At 68.0% G+C, this 21,223-nt stretch carries 22 protein-coding genes; 10 read left to right on the top strand and 12 right to left on the bottom strand.

Going from position 1 to position 21,223, the window contains the following annotated elements; genetic code table 11:
* Nucleotides 1–3: 3 nt before the first annotated feature.
* Nucleotides 4–2,907, bottom strand: a complete 2,904-nt coding sequence (leuS, locus tag K883_RS09210; protein WP_020821280.1) for a leucine--tRNA ligase — start codon at nt 2,905–2,907, stop codon at nt 4–6.
* Nucleotides 2,908–3,091: 184 nt separating this feature from the next.
* On the opposite strand from leuS, the gene K883_RS09205 reads away from it, so the two are divergent.
* Nucleotides 3,092–4,276 (top strand): LpqN/LpqT family lipoprotein, encoded by a 1,185-nt coding sequence (locus K883_RS09205; protein ID WP_036454309.1) that lies wholly within the window; start codon nt 3,092–3,094, stop codon nt 4,274–4,276.
* A 66-nt stretch (nt 4,277–4,342) separates the two neighbouring features.
* On the top strand, nt 4,343–4,684 hold the full coding sequence (locus tag K883_RS09200; RefSeq protein WP_008262622.1) for a hypothetical protein: 342 nt from the start codon (nt 4,343–4,345) through the stop codon (nt 4,682–4,684).
* Nucleotides 4,685–4,702: 18 nt separating this feature from the next.
* On the opposite strand, the gene K883_RS09195 is transcribed toward K883_RS09200, so the two are convergent.
* Entirely contained in the window at nt 4,703–5,308 is a 606-nt protein-coding gene (locus K883_RS09195) for a YqgE/AlgH family protein (RefSeq protein ID WP_008262619.1), read from the bottom strand.
* A gap of 145 nt (nt 5,309–5,453) precedes the next feature.
* Between K883_RS09195 and K883_RS09190 the strand changes: the two genes are divergently transcribed.
* Together K883_RS09190 and K883_RS09185 are read left to right on the top strand one after the other, a co-directional pair.
* Nucleotides 5,454–6,740: an MFS transporter gene (locus K883_RS09190; RefSeq protein ID WP_020821278.1), complete on the top strand. Its 1,287-nt coding sequence runs from the start codon at nt 5,454–5,456 to the stop codon at nt 6,738–6,740.
* 50 nt (nt 6,741–6,790) lie between these two features.
* The gene (locus K883_RS09185) at nt 6,791–7,564 is read left to right on the top strand and encodes a TIGR03084 family metal-binding protein (RefSeq protein ID WP_036454307.1); all 774 of its coding nucleotides are present in this window, start codon (nt 6,791–6,793) and stop codon (nt 7,562–7,564) included.
* Between the two features lie 259 nt (nt 7,565–7,823).
* Here K883_RS09185 and K883_RS09180 read toward each other — a convergent pair whose 3' ends face one another.
* Nucleotides 7,824–8,150, bottom strand: coding sequence for a DUF2710 family protein (locus tag K883_RS09180; RefSeq protein ID WP_172417549.1), 327 nt, complete (start codon nt 8,148–8,150; stop codon nt 7,824–7,826).
* A 51-nt stretch (nt 8,151–8,201) separates the two neighbouring features.
* Nucleotides 8,202–9,956: a DUF5631 domain-containing protein gene (locus K883_RS09175; RefSeq protein WP_020821276.1), complete on the bottom strand. Its 1,755-nt coding sequence runs from the start codon at nt 9,954–9,956 to the stop codon at nt 8,202–8,204.
* Nucleotides 9,957–10,038: 82 nt separating this feature from the next.
* Between K883_RS09175 and K883_RS27870 the strand changes: the two genes are divergently transcribed.
* On the top strand, nt 10,039–10,182 hold the full coding sequence (locus tag K883_RS27870) for a hypothetical protein (protein WP_014378759.1): 144 nt from the start codon (nt 10,039–10,041) through the stop codon (nt 10,180–10,182).
* Nucleotides 10,183–10,215: 33 nt separating this feature from the next.
* Here K883_RS27870 and K883_RS09170 read toward each other — a convergent pair whose 3' ends face one another.
* The 6 genes from K883_RS09170 to K883_RS09145 all read right to left on the bottom strand — a co-directional run bounded on the left by K883_RS09170 (nt 10,216) and on the right by K883_RS09145 (nt 14,494).
* Nucleotides 10,216–10,527: a DUF2694 family protein gene (locus K883_RS09170; RefSeq protein WP_020821275.1), complete on the bottom strand. Its 312-nt coding sequence runs from the start codon at nt 10,525–10,527 to the stop codon at nt 10,216–10,218.
* Entirely contained in the window at nt 10,524–10,841 is a 318-nt protein-coding gene (locus K883_RS09165; RefSeq protein ID WP_008262603.1) for an ESX-1 secretion-associated protein, read from the bottom strand. Before K883_RS09165 ends, K883_RS09170 begins: the two co-directional genes overlap by 4 nt.
* A 50-nt stretch (nt 10,842–10,891) precedes the next feature.
* Nucleotides 10,892–12,349, bottom strand: coding sequence for a DUF4226 domain-containing protein (locus tag K883_RS09160; RefSeq protein ID WP_020821274.1), 1,458 nt, complete (start codon nt 12,347–12,349; stop codon nt 10,892–10,894).
* A gap of 130 nt (nt 12,350–12,479) precedes the next feature.
* On the bottom strand, nt 12,480–12,842 hold the full coding sequence (locus K883_RS09155) for a DUF4226 domain-containing protein (protein ID WP_020821273.1): 363 nt from the start codon (nt 12,840–12,842) through the stop codon (nt 12,480–12,482).
* Between the two features lie 48 nt (nt 12,843–12,890).
* Nucleotides 12,891–13,709 (bottom strand): C40 family peptidase, encoded by an 819-nt coding sequence (locus K883_RS09150; RefSeq protein ID WP_020821272.1) that lies wholly within the window; start codon nt 13,707–13,709, stop codon nt 12,891–12,893.
* The gene (locus K883_RS09145) at nt 13,706–14,494 is read right to left on the bottom strand and encodes a helix-turn-helix domain-containing protein (RefSeq protein ID WP_036455380.1); all 789 of its coding nucleotides are present in this window, start codon (nt 14,492–14,494) and stop codon (nt 13,706–13,708) included. The genes K883_RS09150 and K883_RS09145 overlap by 4 nt, the downstream gene beginning before the upstream one ends.
* 144 nt (nt 14,495–14,638) lie before the next feature.
* On the opposite strand from K883_RS09145, the gene K883_RS09140 reads away from it, so the two are divergent.
* The 4 genes from K883_RS09140 (at nt 14,639) to K883_RS09125 (ending at nt 17,906) form a co-directional block, all read left to right on the top strand.
* Nucleotides 14,639–15,055: a WhiB family transcriptional regulator gene (locus K883_RS09140; protein ID WP_036454304.1), complete on the top strand. Its 417-nt coding sequence runs from the start codon at nt 14,639–14,641 to the stop codon at nt 15,053–15,055.
* A 95-nt stretch (nt 15,056–15,150) separates the two neighbouring features.
* Nucleotides 15,151–16,533, top strand: coding sequence for an acyl-CoA dehydrogenase family protein (locus K883_RS09135; RefSeq protein WP_020821269.1), 1,383 nt, complete (start codon nt 15,151–15,153; stop codon nt 16,531–16,533).
* A gap of 61 nt (nt 16,534–16,594) precedes the next feature.
* The gene (locus K883_RS09130) at nt 16,595–17,590 is read left to right on the top strand and encodes a pirin family protein (protein ID WP_020821268.1); all 996 of its coding nucleotides are present in this window, start codon (nt 16,595–16,597) and stop codon (nt 17,588–17,590) included.
* Nucleotides 17,577–17,906 carry a GNAT family N-acetyltransferase gene (locus tag K883_RS09125; RefSeq protein WP_008262573.1) on the top strand — a complete coding sequence of 110 codons (330 nt, stop codon included), beginning with the start codon at nt 17,577–17,579 and terminating at the stop codon, nt 17,904–17,906. The genes K883_RS09130 and K883_RS09125 overlap by 14 nt, the downstream gene beginning before the upstream one ends.
* Before the next feature lie 32 nt (nt 17,907–17,938).
* On the opposite strand, the gene K883_RS28180 is transcribed toward K883_RS09125, so the two are convergent.
* Together K883_RS28180 and K883_RS09115 are read right to left on the bottom strand one after the other, a co-directional pair.
* Nucleotides 17,939–18,415, bottom strand: a complete 477-nt coding sequence (locus tag K883_RS28180; protein WP_231504819.1) for a hypothetical protein — start codon at nt 18,413–18,415, stop codon at nt 17,939–17,941.
* Nucleotides 18,415–20,337: a TNT domain-containing protein gene (locus K883_RS09115; RefSeq protein ID WP_020821266.1), complete on the bottom strand. Its 1,923-nt coding sequence runs from the start codon at nt 20,335–20,337 to the stop codon at nt 18,415–18,417. Before K883_RS09115 ends, K883_RS28180 begins: the two co-directional genes overlap by 1 nt.
* 297 nt (nt 20,338–20,634) lie before the next feature.
* Between K883_RS09115 and K883_RS09110 the strand changes: the two genes are divergently transcribed.
* Entirely contained in the window at nt 20,635–21,222 is a 588-nt protein-coding gene (locus K883_RS09110; RefSeq protein WP_008262570.1) for a GNAT family N-acetyltransferase, read from the top strand.
* Nucleotide 21,223 lies beyond the last annotated feature (1 nt).

The raw sequence follows: 21,223 nt of genomic DNA, 5'->3' as shown, positions 1-21,223 counted from the left end.
GCGTTACACGACCAGGTTGACCAGCCGGCCGGGCACCACGATCACCTTGCGCGGGTTCGTGCCCGCCAGGAACGCCTGAACCTTCTCGTCGGCCAGCGCGGCGGCCTTCAACGTGTCCTGGTCGGCGTCGGCTGCCACCGTCACGCGTCCACGGACCTTGCCGTTCACCTGCACCGGGTATTCCACCGTGTCGTCGACGAGGTACGCGGGGTCGGCCACCGGGAACGGCCCGTGCGCCAGCGAGGTGGTGTGACCCAGCCGCAACCACAATTCCTCGGCCAGGTGCGGAGCCAGGGGCGCCAGCATCAACACCAGCGGCTCGACCGCCGCGCGGGGCACCGCCTCACGGTGCTCCTTGGTGAGGTGGTTGGTGTATTCGATCAGCTTGGCCGCGGCCGTGTTATTGCGCAGTGCGGCATAGTCTTCCGCGACTCCGGCGATTGTGCGGTGCAGCATCCGCAGGGTGCCGGTGGCGAGCTCCTGCCCGTCGAGCACCCGCGTCTCACCGGTCTGTTCGTCGACCACCAGCCGCCACACGCGCTGCAGGAATCGGTGGGCCCCGACGACGTCCTTGGTCGCCCAGGGCCGGGAGGCCTCCAGCGGACCCATCGACATCTCGTAGACCCGCAGCGTGTCGGCGCCGTAGTCGTCGCAGATCTCGTCGGGCGAGATCGAATTCTTGAGGCTCTTACCGATTTTGCCGAACTCCTGAAAGACTTCGACCTCTCCTCCGGGTCCCGGGTAGACGAAACGGCCGTCCCGCTCGACCACCTCTTCGGCCGGCACGTACGACCCTCGGGCGTCCGTGTAGGCGAAGGCCTGGATGTAGCCCTGGTTGACCAGCCGGCGGTAGGGCTCCCGCGAACTGACGTGTCCCAGGTCGTAGAGAACCTTGTGCCAGAACCGCGCATAGAGCAGGTGCAGCACGGCGTGTTCGGCGCCGCCGACGTACAGGTCGACTCCGCCGGGATCCTGCGGTCCGTGCTCGGCCGGCCGCGGGCCCATCCAGTAGGCCTCATTCTCCTTGGCGCAGAACCGTTCCGAGTTGTGCGGGTCGGTGTAGCGCAGTTCGTACCAGGAGCTGCCGGCCCACTGCGGCATCACGTTGGTGTCGCGGGTGTAGGGCTTGAGGCCGTCGCCGAGATCCAGCTCGACGTGCACCCATTCGGTGGCTTTGGCCAGCGGCGGCGAGGGCTCGCTGTCGGCGTCGTCGGGGTCGAACAGCACGGGCGAGTAGTCCGGCACGTCGGGCAGCTCGACCGGCAGGGCGGCTTCGTCGAGTGCGTGCGCGCGCCCGTCGCTGTCGTAGACGATCGGGAACGGTTCACCCCAGTACCGCTGGCGGGCGAAAAGCCAGTCGCGCAACTTGAATTCGATGCGGGCCCGGCCCCGGCCTTCGGACTCCAGGCGGGCGGTGATCTTTTCCTTGGCGGCAGCCACGTCCAGGCCGTCGAGGTAACCGGAGTTGACCAGCACCCCGTCACCGGCATAGGCGGCTTCCGAAATATCCCCGCCGGCAATGACTTCCACGATGGGCAGGCCGAACTCGTGGGCGAAGTCCCAGTCCCGCTGGTCGTGGCCGGGGACGGCCATGATGGCCCCGGTGCCGTACCCGGCCAGGACGTAGTCGGCGATGAAGATCGGCACGGGTTTGCCGTTGGTGGGGTTGGTGGCGTAGCTGCCCAAAAAGACGCCGGTCTTCGCCTTGCTCTCCTGGCGCTCGAGGTCCGACTTCGAGGCGATGGCCTTGCGGTAGGCGGCGACGGCTTCGCCGGGCGTCGCGGCGCGATACGTCCAACGCGGGTCGGTCCCGTCGGGCCAGGCGGCGGCGACCAGCTCGTCGACCAGGTCGTGCTCGGGGGCCAGCACCAGATAGGTGGCGCCGAACAGCGTGTCGGGCCGGGTGGTGAACACCTCGATGTCGACCGCCTCGCCATCTGCCCTGGTCGCCGCGAACAGCGCCTTCGCGCCGGTGGACCGGCCGATCCAGTTGCGCTGCATGGCCTTGACCGGCTCCGGCCAGTCCAGCAGTTCGAGGTCGTCGAGCAGCCGGTCGGAATAGGCGGTGATCCGCATCATCCACTGCCGCAACCGCTTCCGGAACACCGGGAAGTTGCCGCGGTCGCTGCGGCCGTCGGCGGTCACCTCTTCGTTGGCCAGCACGGTGCCCAACCCGGGGCACCAGTTCACCATCGAGTCGGCCCGGTAGACCAGCCGGTGACTATCGACCACGTCGGCCCGCTCCCCCGCCGACAGAGCGGCCCAGTCCCGCCCGTCCTCGAGCCGGCGCGCCCCGGAATCGAATTCGGCGACCAGCTCGGCGATGGGACGCGCCTTGTTGGCGGCGGTGTCGAACCAGGCGTTGTAGATCTGCAGGAAGATCCACTGCGTCCACTTGTAGAACTCGACGTCGGTGGTCGAGAAGCTGCGTCGGCTGTCGTGGCCCAGCCCCAGGCGGCCCAGCTGGCGCCGGAAATTGACGACGTTGGCCTCGGTGCGGGTGCGCGGGTGGGTGCCGGTTTGCACGGCGTACTGCTCGGCGGGCAGCCCGAACGCGTCAAACCCCAACGCGTGCAGCACGTTACGGCCCGTCATCCGGAAATAGCGGGCGTACACATCCGTCGCGATGTAGCCCAGCGGGTGGCCGACGTGCAGCCCCTCCCCCGACGGGTAGGGGAACATGTCCTGCACGAACAACTTGTCGTCGGGGACCGAAGACCCGTCTGCCGGCGCCAGCGATCCGACCGGGTTGGGCACATTGAACGTCCCCAGCTTCGCCCAGTTGTCCTGCCACGCGCCCTCGATCCGGCCCGCCAGCGCCGCGGTGTAACGATGCGGCGGCGCGTCGGTGTCCGGCTGGGCGGCGCCAGGGCCGCTGCCTGTCGAAGTGGTCGGGGATTCGGTCACCTGAACAGGGTATAAGGGCCGACACGGCCGTTCGCCGGCCACAGGTTGGTCTCGGTTCCGTTGCGCGCCGATCAGGGGTTCATCCCAGGTGTATTTCGGGCCTGTTCACCGCCTTTGACCTCTAGTTACAGTCGGCCACTATCGACGGCTTCTGGTATTTGAGCCATGGGAAGGACCGACGCAGATGATAGACATCGTCCCCGTCCACCGGGCACTTCTCGGCGGCATAGTCGCCGGCCTGATGGGTTTGGCGGTTGTTGCGAGCGGCACCGCATCGGCGGACCCGTTGCCCCCGGCGCCGGCACCGGTTCCCGCCGTCCCCGCGCAGGCGCCGCAGAACCTCGGGCCCGAGCTGGTGCCTCCGAGCAGATACCTCGCCGCGCCGCAGGCGGCCACTCCCCTGGCGCCGCCGGCCACCGCCGGGACTCCAGGAACGACGGCACCCGCCGCGGCCGCCCCGGCTGCCGCTCCGGCCCCGGCTGCGGCCCCGGCTCCCGTTCCCGCGACCTCCGGCACGATTCGTGAATTCCTGCAGTCGAAGGGCGTCAAGCTCGAGGCGCAGAAGCCGCAGAACTTCAAGGCGCTCGACATCACGCTGCCGGTGCCCGCCCGCTGGACCCAGGTGCCCGACCCGAACGTGCCCGACGCGTTCGCGGTCATCGCCGATCGGCGCGGCAGCAGCATCTATTCCTCCAACGCCCAGGTGGTGGTGTACAAGCTGCTCGGGGATTTCGATCCGAAAGAGGCGATCACCCACGGCTACGTCGACAGCCAGAAACTGCCGGCGTGGCAGCCCACCAATGCCTCGATGGCCGACTTCGGTGGCTTCCCGTCGTCCATCGTCGAGGGCACCTACCGCGACGGGGACCTGACGCTGAACACGTCCCGGCGCCACGTCATCGCCACGTCGGGACCCGACAAATACCTCGTCTCGCTCGCGGTGACCACCGACCGCGCGGTCAGCGTCGCCGACGCCCCGGCGACCGACGCCATCATCAACGGTTTCCGGGTCGCCGCCCCCGGTGGGGCCGCCCCGGCGCCGGCGCAGGCCCCGGCCGCCTCCCCGGTCGGGCGACCCGCCCAGCCACCCGTCGCTCCGGCACCCGCCACCGCCCCGGCCGCTCCGGTCGCCCCGGCTCCGGCTGCCCCGGCCACCCCAGCGGCCCCGGTCGCCCCGGCGGCTCCGATTGCCCCGGTCGCCCCAGCCCCCGCCACGGCCCCGTTGGTGCCGCTCGCCCAGACGACACCCGCGGCCCCGGCCCGGCTCCCCGCGCAGACTCCGCTGCCCAACCAGCAGCACACGCCCAGCCTGCTGGCCATGGTGCCCGGCTTGCCGCCGCTGCCGAACTTTTCGTTCCTCCAGCACTGAGCCCGGCGGCACCCACCCCGCAGAGCCGGATGAGCGGGCGGCCAACCCGGCTCGTATTGCGGGCCCATGCTGATTGCGGGCGTGCTGTGCATGTGTGCGGCGGTGGCCTCGGCGGGGTTCGGCACCTGGTCGCTTGCGCACAATCGGAATTTCGGCGCCACGGCGCTCGCGTTGCGCGCCATGGCACCCACCCAGTTGGCGGCCGCGGTGATGCTGGGCGCCGGTGGTGTGGTGGCGCTGGCCGCGGTCCCGCACACCGCACTGGTGGTGCTGATCGTGTGTGTCGCGGGGGCGCTGGGGACGCTGGCCGCGGGCTCCTGGCAGAGCGCGCGTTTCGCGCTGCGCCAGGAAGCGGCGGCGCCCGCGTGCGCGGGCAGCTGCGCCGGCTGCACGCAGTCGTGCCACTGACCTTCTAGCTGGGGAGGCCTAGTTTCGGCTGATGTCGATCGGGTGGGTCGCGAGCAGCGACAGCGGCAACGGCTGCCGGCGCAGGACGTGACCCCACAAATCTGACCTCGGCCCGACGAGAACGTCGGATGGCAAGGCGGACAAGACAATCCAGTCGTCGCGTTCGATCTCGCCTTCGAGTTGACCGATTGTCCAGCCGGAGTACCCGGCGAAGATCCGCACGCCCTCCACCAGCGGTGCGATCGCGTCGGGGTCGGCGTCCAAATCGACCATCACCACCCGGCCGTCCACATGCCGCAAGCCCGGCACGTCGTGCGGATCGGCGCCGACCCGCAACGTCGCCAGACACAGCGCGGCGTCACGCTTCACCGGGCCCCCGATGAACATCGTCTTCGGCTTCGCCGCCAGGTTGGTCCACTGGGGCAGCACGTTGTACACCGCGGTTTCGCTGGCGCGGTTGAGCACCACACCCAGCGTGCCGCCGTCGTTGTGCTCGACGATGTAGATCACGCTGCGCCGAAACGTCGGTTCGAGAAGGTCCGTGTTGGCGAGCAGCAAAGTGCCCGCGCGCACCCGTTGCGCGGCGGGTGCGACATAGTCCTCTGGATCCTCCGGCGGCGGCACCCCACCATCATCGCATCCGGCCGATCGTCGCCCAGGGCAATCGAGACCGCGGGCCACGGCGATTTGTACTGTTGTTGGGACAGCTCTGAGCGCACGAGTTTGCCAGCCCCAATCGCGGAAGTCGGTTTCGGTGATCCCAACCCGGATGCAGTCCAGCGCACCCGTCGAAATCTGGCGGTCCGTGCGCGGTTTGCCAGACTTCTGGCGGCTGCTGCAGGTGCGCATGGCAAGCCAGTTCGGTGACGGACTGTTTCAGGCGGCGCTGGCCGGAGCGCTGCTGTTCAACCCGGATCGCGCGGCCGATCCGCTTTCCATCGCGCGCGCCTTCACGGTCCTGTTTCTGCCCTACTCGCTGCTAGGGCCGTTCGCCGGCGCACTGATGGATCGGTGGGACCGCCGGCTCGTGCTCGTCGGAGCCAACGCGGGCCGCCTGATCCTCATCGCCGCCATCGGCACGATCCTGGCGGTCCGGGCGGGCGACCTGCCCCTGCTGCTGGGCGCGTTGTTCGCCAACGGCTTAGCCCGATTCGTCGGGTCCGGGCTGTCCGCGTCGCTGCCGCACGTGGTGCCGCGCGAGCAGGTGGTGACGATGAACTCGGTGGCCACCGCGGTCGGTGCCATCGCGGCGTTCGTCGGCGCAAACTTCATGCTGGTGCCGCGGTTCGTCTTCGGCGCCGGCGACAAGGGCGCCTCGGCCATCGTCTTCATCACGGCGATTCCCGTGGCGATCGCGTTGCTGTTGTCGTGGCGGTTCGGTGCGGGGGCGCTGGGCCCCGACGACACCCGGCGCGCGATCCACGGCCCGGTCATCTACGCGGTGGTCACCGGCTGGCTGCACGGCGCGCGCACGGTGGCGCAACGCCCGACGGTCGGCGCCACGCTGTCCGGGCTGGCCTCGCACCGGATGGTGGTCGGCATCAACTCGCTGCTGGTCCTGTTGCTGGTCCATCACATGCCCGACGCCGATGGCGGGGGATTCGGCACCGCGCTGCTGTTCTTCGGCGCGGCGGGCTTGGGCGCCTTCCTGGCCAACCTGCTGACACCGCCCGCGATCCGGCGCTGGGGGCGCTATGCCACGGCAAACGGCGCGTTGGCGGCCTCGGCGATCATCGAGATCGCCGGCGCCCAGCTGCTGGTCCCCGTCATGGTGGCGTGTGGCTTTCTCCTCGGCGTCACCGGTCAGGTGGTCAAACTCTGCGCTGACACGGCGATCCAGATGGATGTCGACGACGCCCTTCGCGGGCATGTGTTCGCCGTGCAGGACGCGCTGTTTTGGGTGGCGTTCATCGTCGCGATCACGGTCGCCGGAATGTTGATCCCCGGCGACGGACACGCGCCCGCGTTCGCACTGTTCGGCTCGGTGCTCTACCTGGCCGGCCTCGCGGTGCACAGCTTCATCGGTCGCCGCGGCGAGCAGGCGAACGATCGCTAGGGTGACGACGTGAGGTGTCCGACGGCCGCCGCCGGCAGGGGAGCGCAGCGATGACCGGCCCCGCACCGATGGTCGAGGACCTGCGCGCCGAGAGCGAGGCGCTCGACGCCCTGGTCGCGCCGTTGCAGCCCGAGCGCTGGGCCGACCCGACGCCCGCGCCCGGCTGGACCATCGCGCACCAGATCGGACACCTGTTGTGGACCGACCGCGTCGCCCTGATCGCGGTGACCGACGAGCCTGGATTCGCCGACGTGCTCGCGGGTGCGGCCGCCGACCCGACGGGCTTCGTCGACAAGGGTGCCGAAGAACTTGCGGCCCTGGCGCCGGCCGAGCTGCTCGCCGACTGGCGCGCCACGCGAAACCGGCTGCACGAGGAGCTGCTCGGGGTCACCGCCGGCCGCAAACTCCCGTGGTTCGGCCCACCGATGAGTGCGGCCTCGATGGCCACCGCGCGGTTGATGGAGACGTGGGCGCACGGTCTCGACGTCGCCGACGCGCTCGGCGTCACGCGGCCCGCGACCGACCGCCTACGGTCGATCGCTCATCTGGGGGTCCGCACTCGCGACTTCGCCTTCGCCGTCAACAATCTCGCGCCCCCGGCCGAACCGTTCCTGGTCGAACTGCGCGGACCCGGCGGTGACATTTGGTCCTGGGGACCGCCGGGGGCTGAGCAACGGGTCAGCGGCTCCGCGGAGGATTTCTGCTACCTGGTCACCCAGCGGCGCCCGCTGAGCGCCCTGGACATCACGGCCCAAGGCGCCGACGCGCGGCGCTGGCTGGAGATCGCGCAGGCTTTCGCGGGACCTCCCGGCGCCGGGCGATGAGCGCGCGATTTCGGCGGGAGCCGCGGGTGCCGGTCACGCGGAGCGCCACTTCTGTCTCATGCGTCGCTCGGAGTCGGCACCCGTCCTTTGCCCGCCTCACAGCGACAAAATCCAGCGCGGTGCCGCCGGCCCGTCGAACGCACGGTGTCGCTACGAGGTGGGCACCAGGCATGTCCCTTCCCGGAGAAGCGTATGCGACCGGTATGACCAACGCGGCGGGCCCGTCAACCGAGCCCGCGCGATGAGCGCGTAAGCGCCGTCAGTGCAGGGGGCCGCCGTAACTCGCCCGGTTTTCGGCCTCGGCCTCTTCTCGCAGCGCCGTGATCGCGAGGTTCAGCCTGTCGGCCAACTCGCCGTGGCCGTACCCGGTCATCACACCGGGATGGAGGGTCAGTTTCAGCAGGCGACCGTCGGAATTCGCCACGGCGTACACGTCGCCCAGGTCGACGCTGTAGGTCACCGCCTCGGCCTGCGCCACAAGGGCTTCCCACTTGTCGGCCGCTTCGCTCAGTTCCCGAAGAACCGATTCGACGAGATCCTTATCGCTGAGATTCGCGCGACTGCCCGAACCCGACACGAGGAACAGTATCGTCGACCCCTCCGACCAGCGTCAATTCATACGCGATGGGTTCTCGACTCAACCGCCGGGCGTCGACGCGGCGAGCATGCGATACCACGCGAGGTGATAGTTCGCCGACACCGTGTCGCCGCTGGCAATGCCTTCGGTGGCGGCCATCAGCATGCATTTGAGCAGCAATCCCGGATTGACGTTCGGATACTGAACCAGCAGCTGATAGCGCGCCGTGTCGAGGTGCACGCGTAGCACGTCGACCTCCTGATCGACGACAAACGTGCCCGCGGCCGCGGCATCGGCCAGCCGCGTCACGATCTTGGGCAGTTCGGCGTGCGCGCGGGTGACCTGGCTGAGCACCCTTGCCAGGTCATCGATGGCCGGCAGCTGGCGCGGGTCCACCGACGACCGTGTCGCGGCGAAGTCGGCCGAGCGGCGCAACGAATCACCGGGAGCGTAAGTGACGACGCGTGTCGTGTCGCCGATCAGTGCGGCGACCCTGCCGCCGCGTCGCTCGGGTTCCAACAGCCGCACGCCTGCGGGAAGGCTGATGCCAGACGGGATCCAGCCGTGGGCGAGGTCGGTGACCAAGACCGTGGTCCCGTCGGCGCGATCCCCGATCGCCCAACTCAGCCGTGGCTCTTGCCGGACCACGAACTCAAGCAGCCGGTTCAGCCGGGCGTTGTCGAAACCCGTTGGGGTCACCGGTTTTTCGATGGCGGTCGGCGCGGCTACGACGGGTTCGGCCTCCTCGGCCGGGGCTTCCTGGCTCACCGCGGCCGGCTCGACGGGAACTTCCTCGCTCACCGCGGCCGGCTCGTCGCGGGTGTCCTCCGCCGGTTCCTCCGCGGGCGCGTGGTGGCGCCCGCCCTCGACGGGTTCGACGGGTTCCTCGACGGGCGCCGGCGCGCGATCGGCCGGCGCCGCGAACGGGGGCTCCGCGTCGGTGACTACCGGAATGACCTGCGTCTCCTCGAGGTGCGACGCGTCGGCGACATCGGCCGGCTCGTCCTCGCCGGGGGTGGGCTCCGGCTCGGCCGCCGGCTCGTCGCCGGTAGCGGGCTCGTCCACCACCGCATGGTGGCGGCCGGTTGCGACGGGCTCCTCGACCGGCTCGGCCTCGCGGTCCACGGGCGTCTCGACGACCGGCTCCGCTTCGGAGACGACCGGGATGACCTGAGTCTCCTCGAGATGGGACACATCGGGGGCCGCGGCCGGCTCCTCAGCGCGGGCGGCTTCCGGTTCGCCCGCCTCCGGTTCGACCGGTTGGGCTGGTTCGCCCGCCTCCGGTTCGACCGGTTCGGCTGGTTCGACTGGTTCGGCCGGGCGGGGACGCCATCTCGGCGGCGGCGGGGGTGGCTCGGCGACGTCGTCGAGCTCGCGGACCGCGGGCAGCACCTGCGTCCTTTCCAGGTCAGCGCCCGGACCCTCGAGGGTGGGCGGGGCTGCGGCGGGGCGCTGCGCACCGCTCTGCACCGTATGCAGATAGCGGATCGTCGATTCGACTCGGCGCACGGCGCGGCCGCGGGCCTCCTCGATGACTCGCGCCTCGGCCGCCTGCCGCGCCGGGTCGGTCATGCCCGCCCGCTTGAGCATCTTGAGTTGGTCGTTGGCGCCGTTGGCGATTCGCTGCAGGTCGGCCTTGAGATACTCTGCGAGAGTTGCGGTTTCGGCGGTGACCGTCGACAATTCGGCAGGCCACAGCCCGCCTGTCACCCAAGGGGTGCAGTCGATCGGAGAGCTGAAAGCCGGAATCGCCAGCGACTCCCGGGTAGCCCTCCGGAGGCGCTGACGCGCCGTCATCCGACCGAAGATCGCCACCAGCTAAGCGTACCGGCAGCGGGCGTTCGACTTGTGCGGTCAGTGAATTGTGCGCCCGCAACGGCCTGGGTAGCGTGGGGCCATGGCTGAATCTGCACTGCAGCAGCAACTCGACGAGGTGCGCGCCCTACTCGCCCGCGCGCGAGAGTTGTTCGGCCCCAATCCCGTCGAGCCGCCCACGGGGATCGCTCCCGATCCCAGCGCAGCTAAGCCGTGGCTGCGCTAGGCCCGCGTCGCATGTGAGATTCGTGCAGGACGGCTAGCGTCCGCCATCGCGGCGGCGCAGTTTGTGCGCCAGCAACTTCTCGATGGCGGCGTCGAGGTCCCGGGGGGTCGGAACCTCGGCGGAAGGGGTGTGCCCTGCCGCGACAATCTCGTCGCGGATCTCCAGCAACGCCTTGAGGCACGACACATCCGCGGTGAGCACGATGCCCTGCGCCAAAGTCTCGGCGTCGGTTTCCATCGCCTCTTCGCTCAGCGCGACGCTGTGCATGTATCCGCCGCGGCAAGAGCGGACCAGGATGTGCCCACTCGGGTGAACGGTGTCGAAAGCGGGATTCGCGTCGGTCATCGACCGCGGTCGACGACGTCGCCGAACTTGCGTGCAGCCTCCTGCTCGTGCTGTTCCCACATCGTCGCCGATACGGTCAATTGGTCGGCCAAATCCGCGTGGTCAGCGGCCTGCTGCTCATAGCACTGCCGTCGCAGCTCGAGCAGCTCGCGGCCGGCATCGCGAAGCTCACTAAAGATCGGCCCGAGCGAATCGAGGCTCTCCTGGATCGCGGCGTGCGACGACGGAACGGTGCGTAAGTACTCCGACGTGTCCTGATGATGCGCGGCGGCCTGACGTAAGTGCGCGGGCACCACATGTATCGAATCTGCCATCCGCTGTCTCCTGTTGACGACCGCCGTACGTGCCGGCGAGTTCATTTTTCTCAGGTGGTCGACGAGGTTGCCGGCCGGGTAGGTGTCGGTGGTTCAGGCTTAGTCGGCGTGGTCGCGGGCGCGGCCGCCGCCGGCGGATGCTCCCAGCCTAGAAAGTTCGGTCCGCTCACGGTGGCGATGTGCTGAATTTGGCCATCGAGAAGCGCCTTGCCAGGGCCCAGGGCAAGGGCGTGACGGTCCGTGAACATACCGATGTCGCCCGGGCCCACCCGTAGGGCATCGATTGGGTTGGCGACCGCCGTCCCCGGTGGGGGAATGGTAATTCCCTGTTGTTGGAAGGCTTCCGCGATCGGCGTGCCGCCGACGGCGGCCTGGATCGCCGCTGCCAACTGTGGGCTGGCGGCGGTCACTGTCTCGCCGTCGGGCAGGGTCACCGGCGTAGGGCCAGCCGCTGGCTCATCGGATGACGCGTCCTGTGGGTCGTTGTTCTCGTCGGGGTTGTCCGAGGCGTCGTGCGCGCTGGGGTCTTCCTCTTGGGCATCCGGTAGTTCTTCGGCGGCCAGGTCCTGCAGCGCCGGATCGTCCGCGTCGCCGCCCGAAAAGGGAAGGCCGCCGGGCGCTTCCCATCCCGCCGTGGAGGCGGGCATGGTGCCCAGGCCCGGAAGTGGCCCACCACCGAAGTTGGGCATCGGGGGCGCCATCGGCGTTTCCGTCGCCGTTGGGATCGGGGCGCCCGCCGCCGGATCTGGCGCCGGAGCGTCTTCGGGCCACAGTCCGTCATCATCGGCCAACAGCGAGTCCAGCAGCGGATCCCATTCGGCGTCGGTATCGCTCGATTCGGCGGCCGAACCGAGCGCGGGCGCATCACCAACGGACGCCGCCGGCGCGTGTTCCCCCGGCCGGTTCGGTTCATTCTTGGACGCGTCGTAGAGCGACGTCCAGGCGGCCATCAGCGCCGACTTCGACGTGTCGTCCAGGCTGGCGTTCAGGACCACCGCGCGAATGTCCCTGAGCTTGCCGATCAGGAAACGTTGGAAATCGCGCGCTCCCGCCGGAGTGTCCAGGTCCGATCTCATCAGCACCGCGGCTTCGGTTTCGTGCTGCAACTTGGTGAGCGCTTCTCTGCCGTCGACCGCACTCAGGTGCGCGTTCAGGATGGCCGACACCACTTGCATGTCCAGTTGCGAACTCGCGGAATTCTGCTGTGCGAGAGCGGCTTCGGCGCTGGCGATGGCGTCCGCCGCCGCACCCGATTCCCGGTCCGGCGGTGTCGCGGTTCCCGCCAGGGATCGACCCGTCGGCGGGCCGCTCGCGGGCACGGCGCCGAAAACGTCCGCGTGCTGTCGGCGGATCTTGGCTGCGATTGCCTCGAGTTGGTCGGTGCGGGTGGTCGGCGTGATCACAGCGGAGACTTCGGTCGGCGCCAATCCCGTCTGCCACGCGTTGGGATCGCCGGTGCGGTCTCGGACGGACTTGACCGTGGCCAGCAGGTCGTCGTACGCCGACATCAGCCGCGCAGCCGGCGCTGCAGCGGCACTCGCTGCGGAAAGTGACGCGACCCCTCCATGTCCGGCGACAGTAGTGGGGGGCGTTCCTGCCGACAATTCACTGAGCAGCATGGTTGTGGACTAGTTCCGGTTAACTGCGGCCCGTGGTGTACTGCGCCCGAAGGTTCTCCAACGCAGCCCTTTTCGCCTGAGCGAGTTCGCGCGCCCCGGCGACGACTGCGGCGATCTCGCGCTGCTTGTCCAGCAGGAACTTGTGAAACTCTCGCGCTCCCATGGGTGTATCCACGGCGAGGTTCGCTTGCTGGACGACCGCGTGGTCGATCTGTTCGGCGATGGCGTCCAGTCGCCGGACGCTTTCGCGCGCTGCGCTGTGAGCGGTGTTCAGCACGTCGGTCAGCACAAGGTCGGCTTCGGACGCGGCGCCGTGCTGGCTCGCCAGCGTCGATCGCCGTGCTTCGACGGCCTCTAACGAGTGCCCGGGTTGTTCCGGCATCGGCTCACCCTTCTCGTCGTGCCCGTATCGCCGGGCGAAGTTGGCGTGTCATAACGGTCGGCGGATCGCAACGTTGTTGCCCAGTCGGCTTATTCGCACCGACGCCCCTGAGTACGGCGCCTCGACAACCAGGTTGTTGCCGATAGCGATCTGGACGTGACCGGCGTGCGGAAAGACCAGATCTCCCGGTCGCACCTGCGCACGCGGAACCGGAATGCCGTCGTTGATCTGCTGATATGTGGTGCGGTCCAAGTGAATACCGGCCCGCGCGTAGCTCCACTGAACGAGCCCGGAGCAGTCGAACGCCTCCGGGCCGCTGGCGCCCCAGACGTAGGGGCGGCCCAGCCGCGACAACGCCGCCCGCACCGCGACCGCGGCCCGATCGTTCGGCGGCAACCCGAGGCCGCGCCCATGCCGCAGCCGATACCGAAGGGCCAGCAGCGCCGCGTGGTGCCGTCGCGCACGCAACCTCGCCGATACGACGTGGGCCCGTTGCGTGCGCAGTCGCGCCACGCGGCGGCGCATCGCCTCTCGCTGCGCCAACGGGGTCGACGGGAGCGTGTTGGCATCGGCGCGGGCCGCGTCGAGGACGTTTTGGGTCAGGTCGCGCGCCTGCGCGCGGTCTCGGTGGGCTCCGGCGAGCACGTCGGTGACGGCGGCGTCGGTCCCGGCCGCCGACGAGAGGCGTTGGCGACCGTGGTCCACCGCGAGCTGGTAGCCGCCGTGGGCCAATCCGTCGTTCAGTCGGGCGGCGCGGCGCAACAGGCTGCGATAGTGCCCGGTGTCGGCGTCCAGGGACGCAGGCGTCGTGCTGCCGGCGAAGAGTTGATGCGCGCGGCTCAACGCCTCGACTTCGCTACGGCTCACTGTGCCCCCTCGGCGCCGTCGTGGCTTCCCTGTTGTTCTTGGCCCGCCGTCTCGACCGCCTCGGTGAAGGCGCGCACGCGGGGGAGGGCGCCCGGCGAAATGACCCCGCGATTGCGGATGTCCCACATCTCGTCGACGTCGACGCCGACCAGCGCGGCGATGATCGTCTCCGGCAACGAGGACTGCGCGCAGGCCCGGTCGAAACGCGCGCTAAGGCTGCCGGGCATCCGCTTCAGCAGGGCCGTGCGCGTCGCCTCGAGGGCCTGCAGATGCTCCATCAGCCGGTCGGTCGAATCCGCGCCCGCGCTCACGGCCACCCGCCAGGAGCTGGCGGCGAGCATCTCCGCCTTCACGCACTGAGCGATCACAGACAGAATATACGTCTCATATTCGTTTGATGTTGTCGCAGGCAGCCGATCGATGACGGATTTGAGGGCGTCGAGCTGGGCTTCGGCATAACCTTCCAGCACTTCGGTGTCGCTGTGGCGGTCGACGACCACGGGTCCGGTGCGCCGCGCCGCCATCGCGGTCGCCGGCGCGGCCATCAGGCGCACCAATTCGGCATCCGGATCGGCGGCCACCAACAGCCGGGAGTAGGTGCCCGGCGGCAGGCCGAGCCCGTTTTCGATCTTCTGAACTGTGCTTTTGTGCGGTTTGCGGGCGCCCCGTTCCAAAAAGCTGAGCCCCATGATGCTGACCCCGGTCGCGGCGGCGAGGTCGGCTAGTGACCAATCCCGCGATTCTCGCAACGCGCGGATCGCCGCGCCGGCCGACTCACGGCTCACCACACGCTCCGGCCATAGGCCGGATAGTACACAGCCAGGGTCTCGGATATGCGGATATACGTTTTTGTCGATGTTTCTCTTGCGTTGAACCCGTCTCGACATATACGCTTTTGCCTACGTTTCACGCTCGACAAGGAGACCGACATGGGACACCCGTGCGCAGCCAATCCGGAGCTTTGGTTTGGCTACCCCGACGACGACGGTGGTGACGGCGCGGCGAAGGCGCGCGCATACGAACGGTCGGCCACCGAGGCGCGCCTGCAATGCCTGCGGCGCTGCCCACTGGCGCAACAGCGCCGCTGCGCCCAGCACGCCATCGCGCACCGCGAGGAGTACGGCGTGTGGGCAGGCGTGAAGCTGCCGGGCGGCCAGTACCGCAAGCGTGACCAGCTCACGCACGCCCACGACGTCCTGCGGCGTATCGCGTCCGGGGAAATCAACTCCCGGCAGCTGCCCGAGAACGCGGCGCTGCTGGCGCGGCACGAACACGAGGCGGTCCCGGTGGCCGCGGTCGTGTTGCATCTGCCGCTGGCCCAGGTCGGGCCTCGTACGGCCGCCTGACCTTCCGTCGAAATCCCAGCTCGGCAGTTTGTTGAACCGATCAATGGGGTAGTCGGGGTCGGCAAGACCAGTCTGTCGACCTTAAAGGCGCGCCCATGACGTTCGACCTGACCCCGACGGCCGCACAACATGATCTGGCCCGACGCACGCATGAGTTCGCCGAATCCGTAATACGCCCGGTAGCCCTCGACTATGACCAGCGCCAGGAGTTCCCCTGGCCGGTGCTCGAGGAGGCGGCCCAGCAAGGTTTCTATAGCCCGCTGTTCTATCGCGACCTGATCGGCGATCCGACCGGTATCTCCCTGCCCATGTTCATGGAGGAACTGTTCTGGGGGTGCGCCGGGATCGGGCTAGCTATCGTCATGCCGGCCCTGGCGCTCTCGGCGATCGGCCAGGCCGCCTCCCCGGAACAGATGCTGGAGTGGGCACCCGAATGTTTCGGCACGCCAGGCGATCTCAAGCTCGCCGCGCTGGCGATCTCCGAGCCCGAAGGCGGCAGCGATGTACGCAACCTGCGCACGCGTGCACGTCGTGACGGTGATGACTGGATCATCGACGGCCACAAGATGTGGATCGGCAACGGCGGGATCGCCAATGTGCACGTGGTCAACGCGGTGGTCGACGAGGATCTCGGCCATCGGGGTCAGGCGCTGTTCGTGGTGCCGGGCGGCAGGCCCGGGCTGAAACTGCTGCGAAAGCTCGACAAGCTGGGCTGCCGCGCCTCCCACACCGCCGAGCTGCTCTTCGAAGGTGTGCGCGTGCCGCGCGCCAACTTGCTCGGCGGGGAGGAAAAACTCGAACACAAACTCGCCAAGGCGCGAGAAGTCGTGGCGGGTGGAAAGCGCTCCGGTTCAGCGACATTGGGAACCTTCGAGCAGACGCGACCCATGGTCGCCGCCCAAGCCATCGGGATCGCCCGGGCGGCGTTGGAGTACGCGACGGCGTATGCCACCGAGCGGGAGGCGTTCGGCGCACCCATCATCGACAACCAGGGCATCGCGTTCCCGCTCGCGGAACTGGCCACTCAGATCGACGCGGCTCGGCTGCTCACCTGGCGCGCCTCCTGGATGGCGGCCAACAACGTCCCCTTCGAACGGGGTGAGGGCTCGATGTCGAAGATGGCCGCCAGCGAGGTAGCGGTCAAGGCCACCGAGCGCGCGATCCAAACCATGGGCGGCTGGGGCTATATCACCGATCACCCGGTTGAGAAGTGGTATCGGGATGCCAAGCTGTACACCATTTTTGAAGGAACCAGCGAGATCCAGCGGATGGTCATCTCCAACGCCCTGGGCGCCGCCGTCGGCACCCCGCCGCTGCATGTGGTCCTCGAGCCGTCCGGGGGACCGCTGAATCGGGTCTTCGGGCGGGGTACGCCGTTGCGGTCCCGCGTCGCCGACACCGCCCTGTCCATGCAGGATCGGGTGCCCGAGCCCGTCATGCGGCTGGCCATGAAGGTGCTGCGGCCACCGGGCAAGTGAGATGGCCGGGTACGGTCGCGGATGACGGCGCCGTTGGCGAGGCTGCGACGGAGGATGGGCGATGAGCAACCTGGAAGCCGCGCCGGCCGAAGTCGCCTGCGCCGCTTCGCAACGCCGGGACGCCTCGCCCAGGGTGGAGGTGCTGCATCCGCGGGAGGTTCCCTTGGGCGGCCCCAGGGCGATCCGGGTGCAACGCACGTTGCCGCAACGCGAGCGTTCGCTGATCGGTGCGTGGTGTTTCATCGACCACTACGGTCCCGTCGCGGCGAGGATGGATGTGCCGCCGCACCCGCATACGGGACTACAAACCGTGAGTTGGTTGTTCAGTGGGGAAGTGGAGCACCGTGACAGCGCCGGCGTTCGTGCGGTCGTTCGGCCCGGCGAGCTGAATCTGATGACCGCCGGTGCCGGCATTTGCCACTCCGAGGTGTCGGTTGACGCAGGGCCGGTCCTGCACGGCGTCCAGCTCTGGGTGGCGCTTCCCGCTGCCGCCCGCCACACGTCGCGAGACTTTGCCCACTACGCACCCCCCGTGGTCTCGCTACCGGGCGCCCAGGCGCGCGTGTTCCTCGGCGAGCTGGCCGGGAGTCGTTCGCCCACAAAGACATTCAGTCCGTTGCTGGGCGCCCAACTCGACCTCGACGCCGACGCAGGTTTCGATATCGACGTGGATCCCACCTTCGAGCACGGAGTGCTCTGCGATTCGGGCACCGCCCAGGTCGATGGGACGTCCCTGGCGACCGCCGACCTGGCCTACCTAAGTCCCGGCCGCACGCAGCTGCACCTACGCAACGTGGGGGAGCGGCCCGCGCGGATGTTGTTGCTCGGCGGCACGCCGTTCACCGAAGAGTTGGTGATGTGGTGGAACTTCGTCGGACGAAGCCACGAGGACATCGTCAACTACCGCCGACTGTGGGAGGACGGCGACGACCGCTTCGGCGCCGTGCACGGGTACCGCGGAGCGCTCGCCCGACTGCCCGCCCCGCCGCTGCCGACCGCTCGGCTGCGGCCTCGACCGATACCCCGACGAAAGGAAAGCACAAATGACAACCGATAAGACCGGCGCGGAAACCACGGTCACCCTTGAGGACGGCAAGTACACGATCGCCGTCGAAGGCAAGACGGTGGGGCTCGCCGATTTCGCCGACCGCGGCGAGCAACGCGTCTTCTACCACACCGAAATCGATCCGGCCTACGGCGGACGTGGCCTGGCGACGATCCTCGTCGAGGAGGCGCTCAACGAGGCGCGCGATGAGGGCAAGCGCATTGTTCCGGTGTGCTCGATGATCGGCACCGTGCTCAAGAAGCATCCCGAGTTCGATGACATCACGGACCCGGTCACTCCGGAAATCACACAGTGGGTGCGGTCTTAGGGGAAGAGCTGAAGGCTCGACGAGCCCGGCGGTCATCCGGACGTCGCGGTGACCATCTTTTCGATCTCGTCCACGGACCTTCCCATGAGGTGACTGAAAATGGTGGCATTCACCGCAGATAAGACCGCGCAATCGTCATTAGAGCAGATTTCATATTTGGTCTCGACTTTGGATACCGCTACATTCGACGCAAATCCTTGTTTGGCAAGGTCGGCGCCGAGCGACCCGGATGCGAGGTCGGAGCGCGCAGTCGTAGCCCAGTCCCAGATGAGGTATTTTTCTGCGAGCTGAAAACTCGATAGCTTGGCGACAGCGTCGCGCCGTTGCCCGCGATCGTTAACTGTGTCCACTACCCACCAATGCCCGTCGACACGAAGATGAACAGAATAGTCGTCGGTCCTGAAGGAAATCAGACAGTCTTGGCATTCGGTGGTGACATATATATCGCCTCCACCTAATCCGGGCGCCCAGCGGTACCAATTGGCTGATAAGCGAGAGAAATCGACCATCAGTTAATCCTTTTTAAGTATCCCCACTTGAGCAATTCCGTGACATCGCCTGTCTCCCCATCTTCGTTGATGATGCGGTACTGCTGGCCTCCGCCGGGCTGATGGAACCATGGCGCCACTTCCGATTGTTCGATGTGCCAGCCCGGCGGAAGGCGAGATGGGTCATCCACAACGTATTGGAAGAAAGGTTTGCCGGCACTACCTGGTGGGAGTGCCAATTCGGCAAACGGGGTTCCTTCGGGCGCTAGGTATCCGCCGACGGGGTAGCCGAAACGGCCGATCACCGTCCCCTCGGGCAGATGGACGTCCGGAACGATGGTGCCGGGCACTGCGTACGGTTTGGTGGCCAGCGTGTCGTCGGGATATCGCAAGCTGCCGTCGGCGTTGGTGAACTCCGGGCCAGGGTCGACCGGATGGTATCCGTCGAACCGCGGGTGGTCCGAAGACAGGGGTGGAGGCGGCGGAGCGTCAGGCGGTACCGGCGCCGGGCTATCAGGTAAGGCCCCTACGTGAGGCCCGGCCGGCGCATGTTCGACGGGTACGTCGCCGTGCGGGGCGGGCGGCGTGTGTTCGACCAGCGGCGGCTCGAGAGGGTGTGTGCCCGGGACCGGGTCTCCGGGCAGCGGTGCATGGGAAGCCAGGTTCTGTTCTGCGGCTTGGACGCGTGCCTCGGCCCCGGCGAGTGCGCGGGGGAACACGTTGTCAGCCGTCACACCTTCCAACATCTCGCGGCTGAAAAGCATCTTCAGGCCCTGAAAGGCCGCCTCGCCACCCGCCTTGAGCGCTGGCGCCCCGGTCGCCAGGGTGACGGCCGTAAAGAGGGGTTCGGCAGTCGCTTCCACTTTCCCGGGATCCGGTGTGCGCATGCCGGTCAATTTGCCGCCGTTGAAGGTGTAGTACGTGCCAGTGGCTTGGTCGAAGAACTCGCCCGTGCCGTTCTTGAGCTGGCCGTAAGCCTGCACCGGCTGCCCGTTGACCTTGTAGGTGAACGTGAAATGCCCGTCGGGGGAAACGCTTACGGACGCGGGGTCAATGCTGTTGTAGTCGGGGATCTTGCCCAGGTCGTCGAGGGCACGCGCGAGGTCCGCCTTGAGCTTGGGCAGTTTGGCGCTGGCCGCGTCGCCTTCCGGCGAACCCGGGCCATGGGTATACAGGTCGGCCGCGGCTTTACTGAGCGCCTCCTGCGCGGCGCGCACCTTGGCCATTTGGTCCACGACGGCCTGGTTGGTGGCTTGGCGAATGCCAGCCAATGCGGCCTCCTGGGCGGGAGACGGTGGGGCCACGCCGTCAGCGTCGACACCATGCAGCGGGGCGCCGTCGTACCCTTCGGCGTGAAGGTTATCCAGCGATTTCTGAAGGCCATCGGCGTATCTGTTGCGGATCGATTGCAGGGCTGCGAGCGCAGCTTTGGTGTCACGCAGCGCGTCGTCCTCACAAGTGTTGATGAGGGCATGCAGCGCGTCCTTTTCCCCTGCGCTGAGGCTTTTGTCGTTTTGCAAGATGGAGACGGCCTGGCTGACCATGTCCGAGATGTTCTTCAACTGGGCTTCTAAGGTGGCGATGCGCGCGGCCCCGGCCTTTTGCGCATCGGCCAGCGACGCGGCGATGTTTTCCAGGTCCGCAGCGATTTTGGGCAGCTGTAACGACTGCGCCCCTAGGGATTTCGTGACGCGCTGAACTTCGTCGGAATCGTTGATGGGATGACCGCCGCCGTCGTGGTGGTTCCAGGCGGCCTCGAAGCGTGCGCGTGCTTGCTGGAAAGCGTTCTCGGCCTCCGCCGTGCATCGGCCCGCGCGGTGAAAGGCTCCGGCCAGATTGGAAATCTCCAGTGGGCTACCCGCCTGCAGGCTGGCGTTGATCGCCCAGGGGTCACCACCGGCCTCGGCGATCAGCGCCTGCTCATCTATATACGGAAGTCCCACAGCACCGCTGGTCGCCGCGCAGCAATAAACTCCGGTCCTAGTGATTGCATTGCGCGCATTCCAACCCTCCCTGAGCTAGCTCATAAGGCTACTGGCGCAAACGCGCTCGTCAATTCACGACCGATCGAAACGCCTCGCTAGTCACTTACCGCTGGAAGCCTTGAGTTACACATGAAACGATGAACCTGACCTCGCAACCGTTAGAAGGAGCGGCTCAGTGCATATCGGCGTTACGCGTACCGCGGTGAGAACGGCCCCGGGGACGAGGGCGCTCTCGTGACAGGCGCCCCCGGGGCTGTGCTCGCTCGTGAACTCACCGACATCACCGACAGCGTCCGGCAGGTGCCGGCGCCTCCCGTACCTGAACTGCTGCCGCCGAGCCGAATTCGCGTCGCCGATCCCGACGGAGCGGACGCGGAATTGGTTGCCGAGTGGATGAACCGGCCCCACTTGGTCACCACGTGGGAGTACGACTGGCCGGTCGCGCGTTGGCGTAACCACTTGCGCGCGCAGGTCGATGGCGCCTACTCGCGACCGCTGATCCTCAGCATCAATGGTGTCGACCGCGCGTACATGGAGATCTACCGTGCTGCCAAGGATTCCATCGCCCGCTGCTACGACAGCCGGCCACACGACCTTGGCCTGCACGGGGCGATCGCAGACGAGGAGCTCGTGAACCGGGGGCTGGGCCCGCTGATCCTCCGGAAGGTGATCGCCAGCATCCTGGCCGCCGACCCGGCGTGCCAACGAATCATGTTTGACCCCGACCACCGCAATGTGATGGTGCGGCGGCTCTGCGAGTTCCTGCGCTGTGAATTCCTCGGCGAACACGACATGCCGAACCGCAGGATGGCGCTCTACGCCCTGAATCGGCCAGCGCCGTAAC

The organism is Mycobacterium sp. TKK-01-0059, assembly GCF_000709305.1.
GTDB lineage: Bacteria > Actinomycetota > Actinomycetes > Mycobacteriales > Mycobacteriaceae > Mycobacterium > Mycobacterium intracellulare.
The sequence above is the reverse complement of the archived record's forward strand: the minus strand, read 5'-3'. Positions and strand labels throughout refer to the sequence as shown.

What these genes read in the sequence shown, in the direction of transcription:
- K883_RS09205 (WP_036454309.1), top strand. Translation starts at nt 3,092, where the DNA reads ATGATAGACATCGTCCCCGTCCACCGGGCACTTCTCGGCGGCATAGTC.
- K883_RS09200 (WP_008262622.1), top strand. Translation starts at nt 4,343, where the DNA reads ATGCTGATTGCGGGCGTGCTGTGCATGTGTGCGGCGGTGGCCTCGGCG.
- K883_RS09190 (WP_020821278.1), top strand. Translation starts at nt 5,454, where the DNA reads ATGCAGTCCAGCGCACCCGTCGAAATCTGGCGGTCCGTGCGCGGTTTG.
- K883_RS09185 (WP_036454307.1), top strand. Translation starts at nt 6,791, where the DNA reads ATGACCGGCCCCGCACCGATGGTCGAGGACCTGCGCGCCGAGAGCGAG.
- K883_RS27870 (WP_014378759.1), top strand. Translation starts at nt 10,039, where the DNA reads ATGGCTGAATCTGCACTGCAGCAGCAACTCGACGAGGTGCGCGCCCTA.
- K883_RS09170 (WP_020821275.1), bottom strand. Translation starts at nt 10,527, where the DNA reads ATGACCGACGCGAATCCCGCTTTCGACACCGTTCACCCGAGTGGGCAC.
- K883_RS09165 (WP_008262603.1), bottom strand. Translation starts at nt 10,841, where the DNA reads ATGGCAGATTCGATACATGTGGTGCCCGCGCACTTACGTCAGGCCGCC.
- K883_RS09160 (WP_020821274.1), bottom strand. Translation starts at nt 12,349, where the DNA reads ATGTCGGCGTACGACGACCTGCTGGCCACGGTCAAGTCCGTCCGAGAC.
- K883_RS09155 (WP_020821273.1), bottom strand. Translation starts at nt 12,842, where the DNA reads ATGCCGGAACAACCCGGGCACTCGTTAGAGGCCGTCGAAGCACGGCGA.
- K883_RS09140 (WP_036454304.1), top strand. Translation starts at nt 14,639, where the DNA reads ATGGGACACCCGTGCGCAGCCAATCCGGAGCTTTGGTTTGGCTACCCC.
- K883_RS09135 (WP_020821269.1), top strand. Translation starts at nt 15,151, where the DNA reads ATGACGTTCGACCTGACCCCGACGGCCGCACAACATGATCTGGCCCGA.
- K883_RS09130 (WP_020821268.1), top strand. Translation starts at nt 16,595, where the DNA reads ATGAGCAACCTGGAAGCCGCGCCGGCCGAAGTCGCCTGCGCCGCTTCG.
- K883_RS09125 (WP_008262573.1), top strand. Translation starts at nt 17,577, where the DNA reads ATGACAACCGATAAGACCGGCGCGGAAACCACGGTCACCCTTGAGGAC.
- K883_RS28180 (WP_231504819.1), bottom strand. Translation starts at nt 18,415, where the DNA reads ATGGTCGATTTCTCTCGCTTATCAGCCAATTGGTACCGCTGGGCGCCC.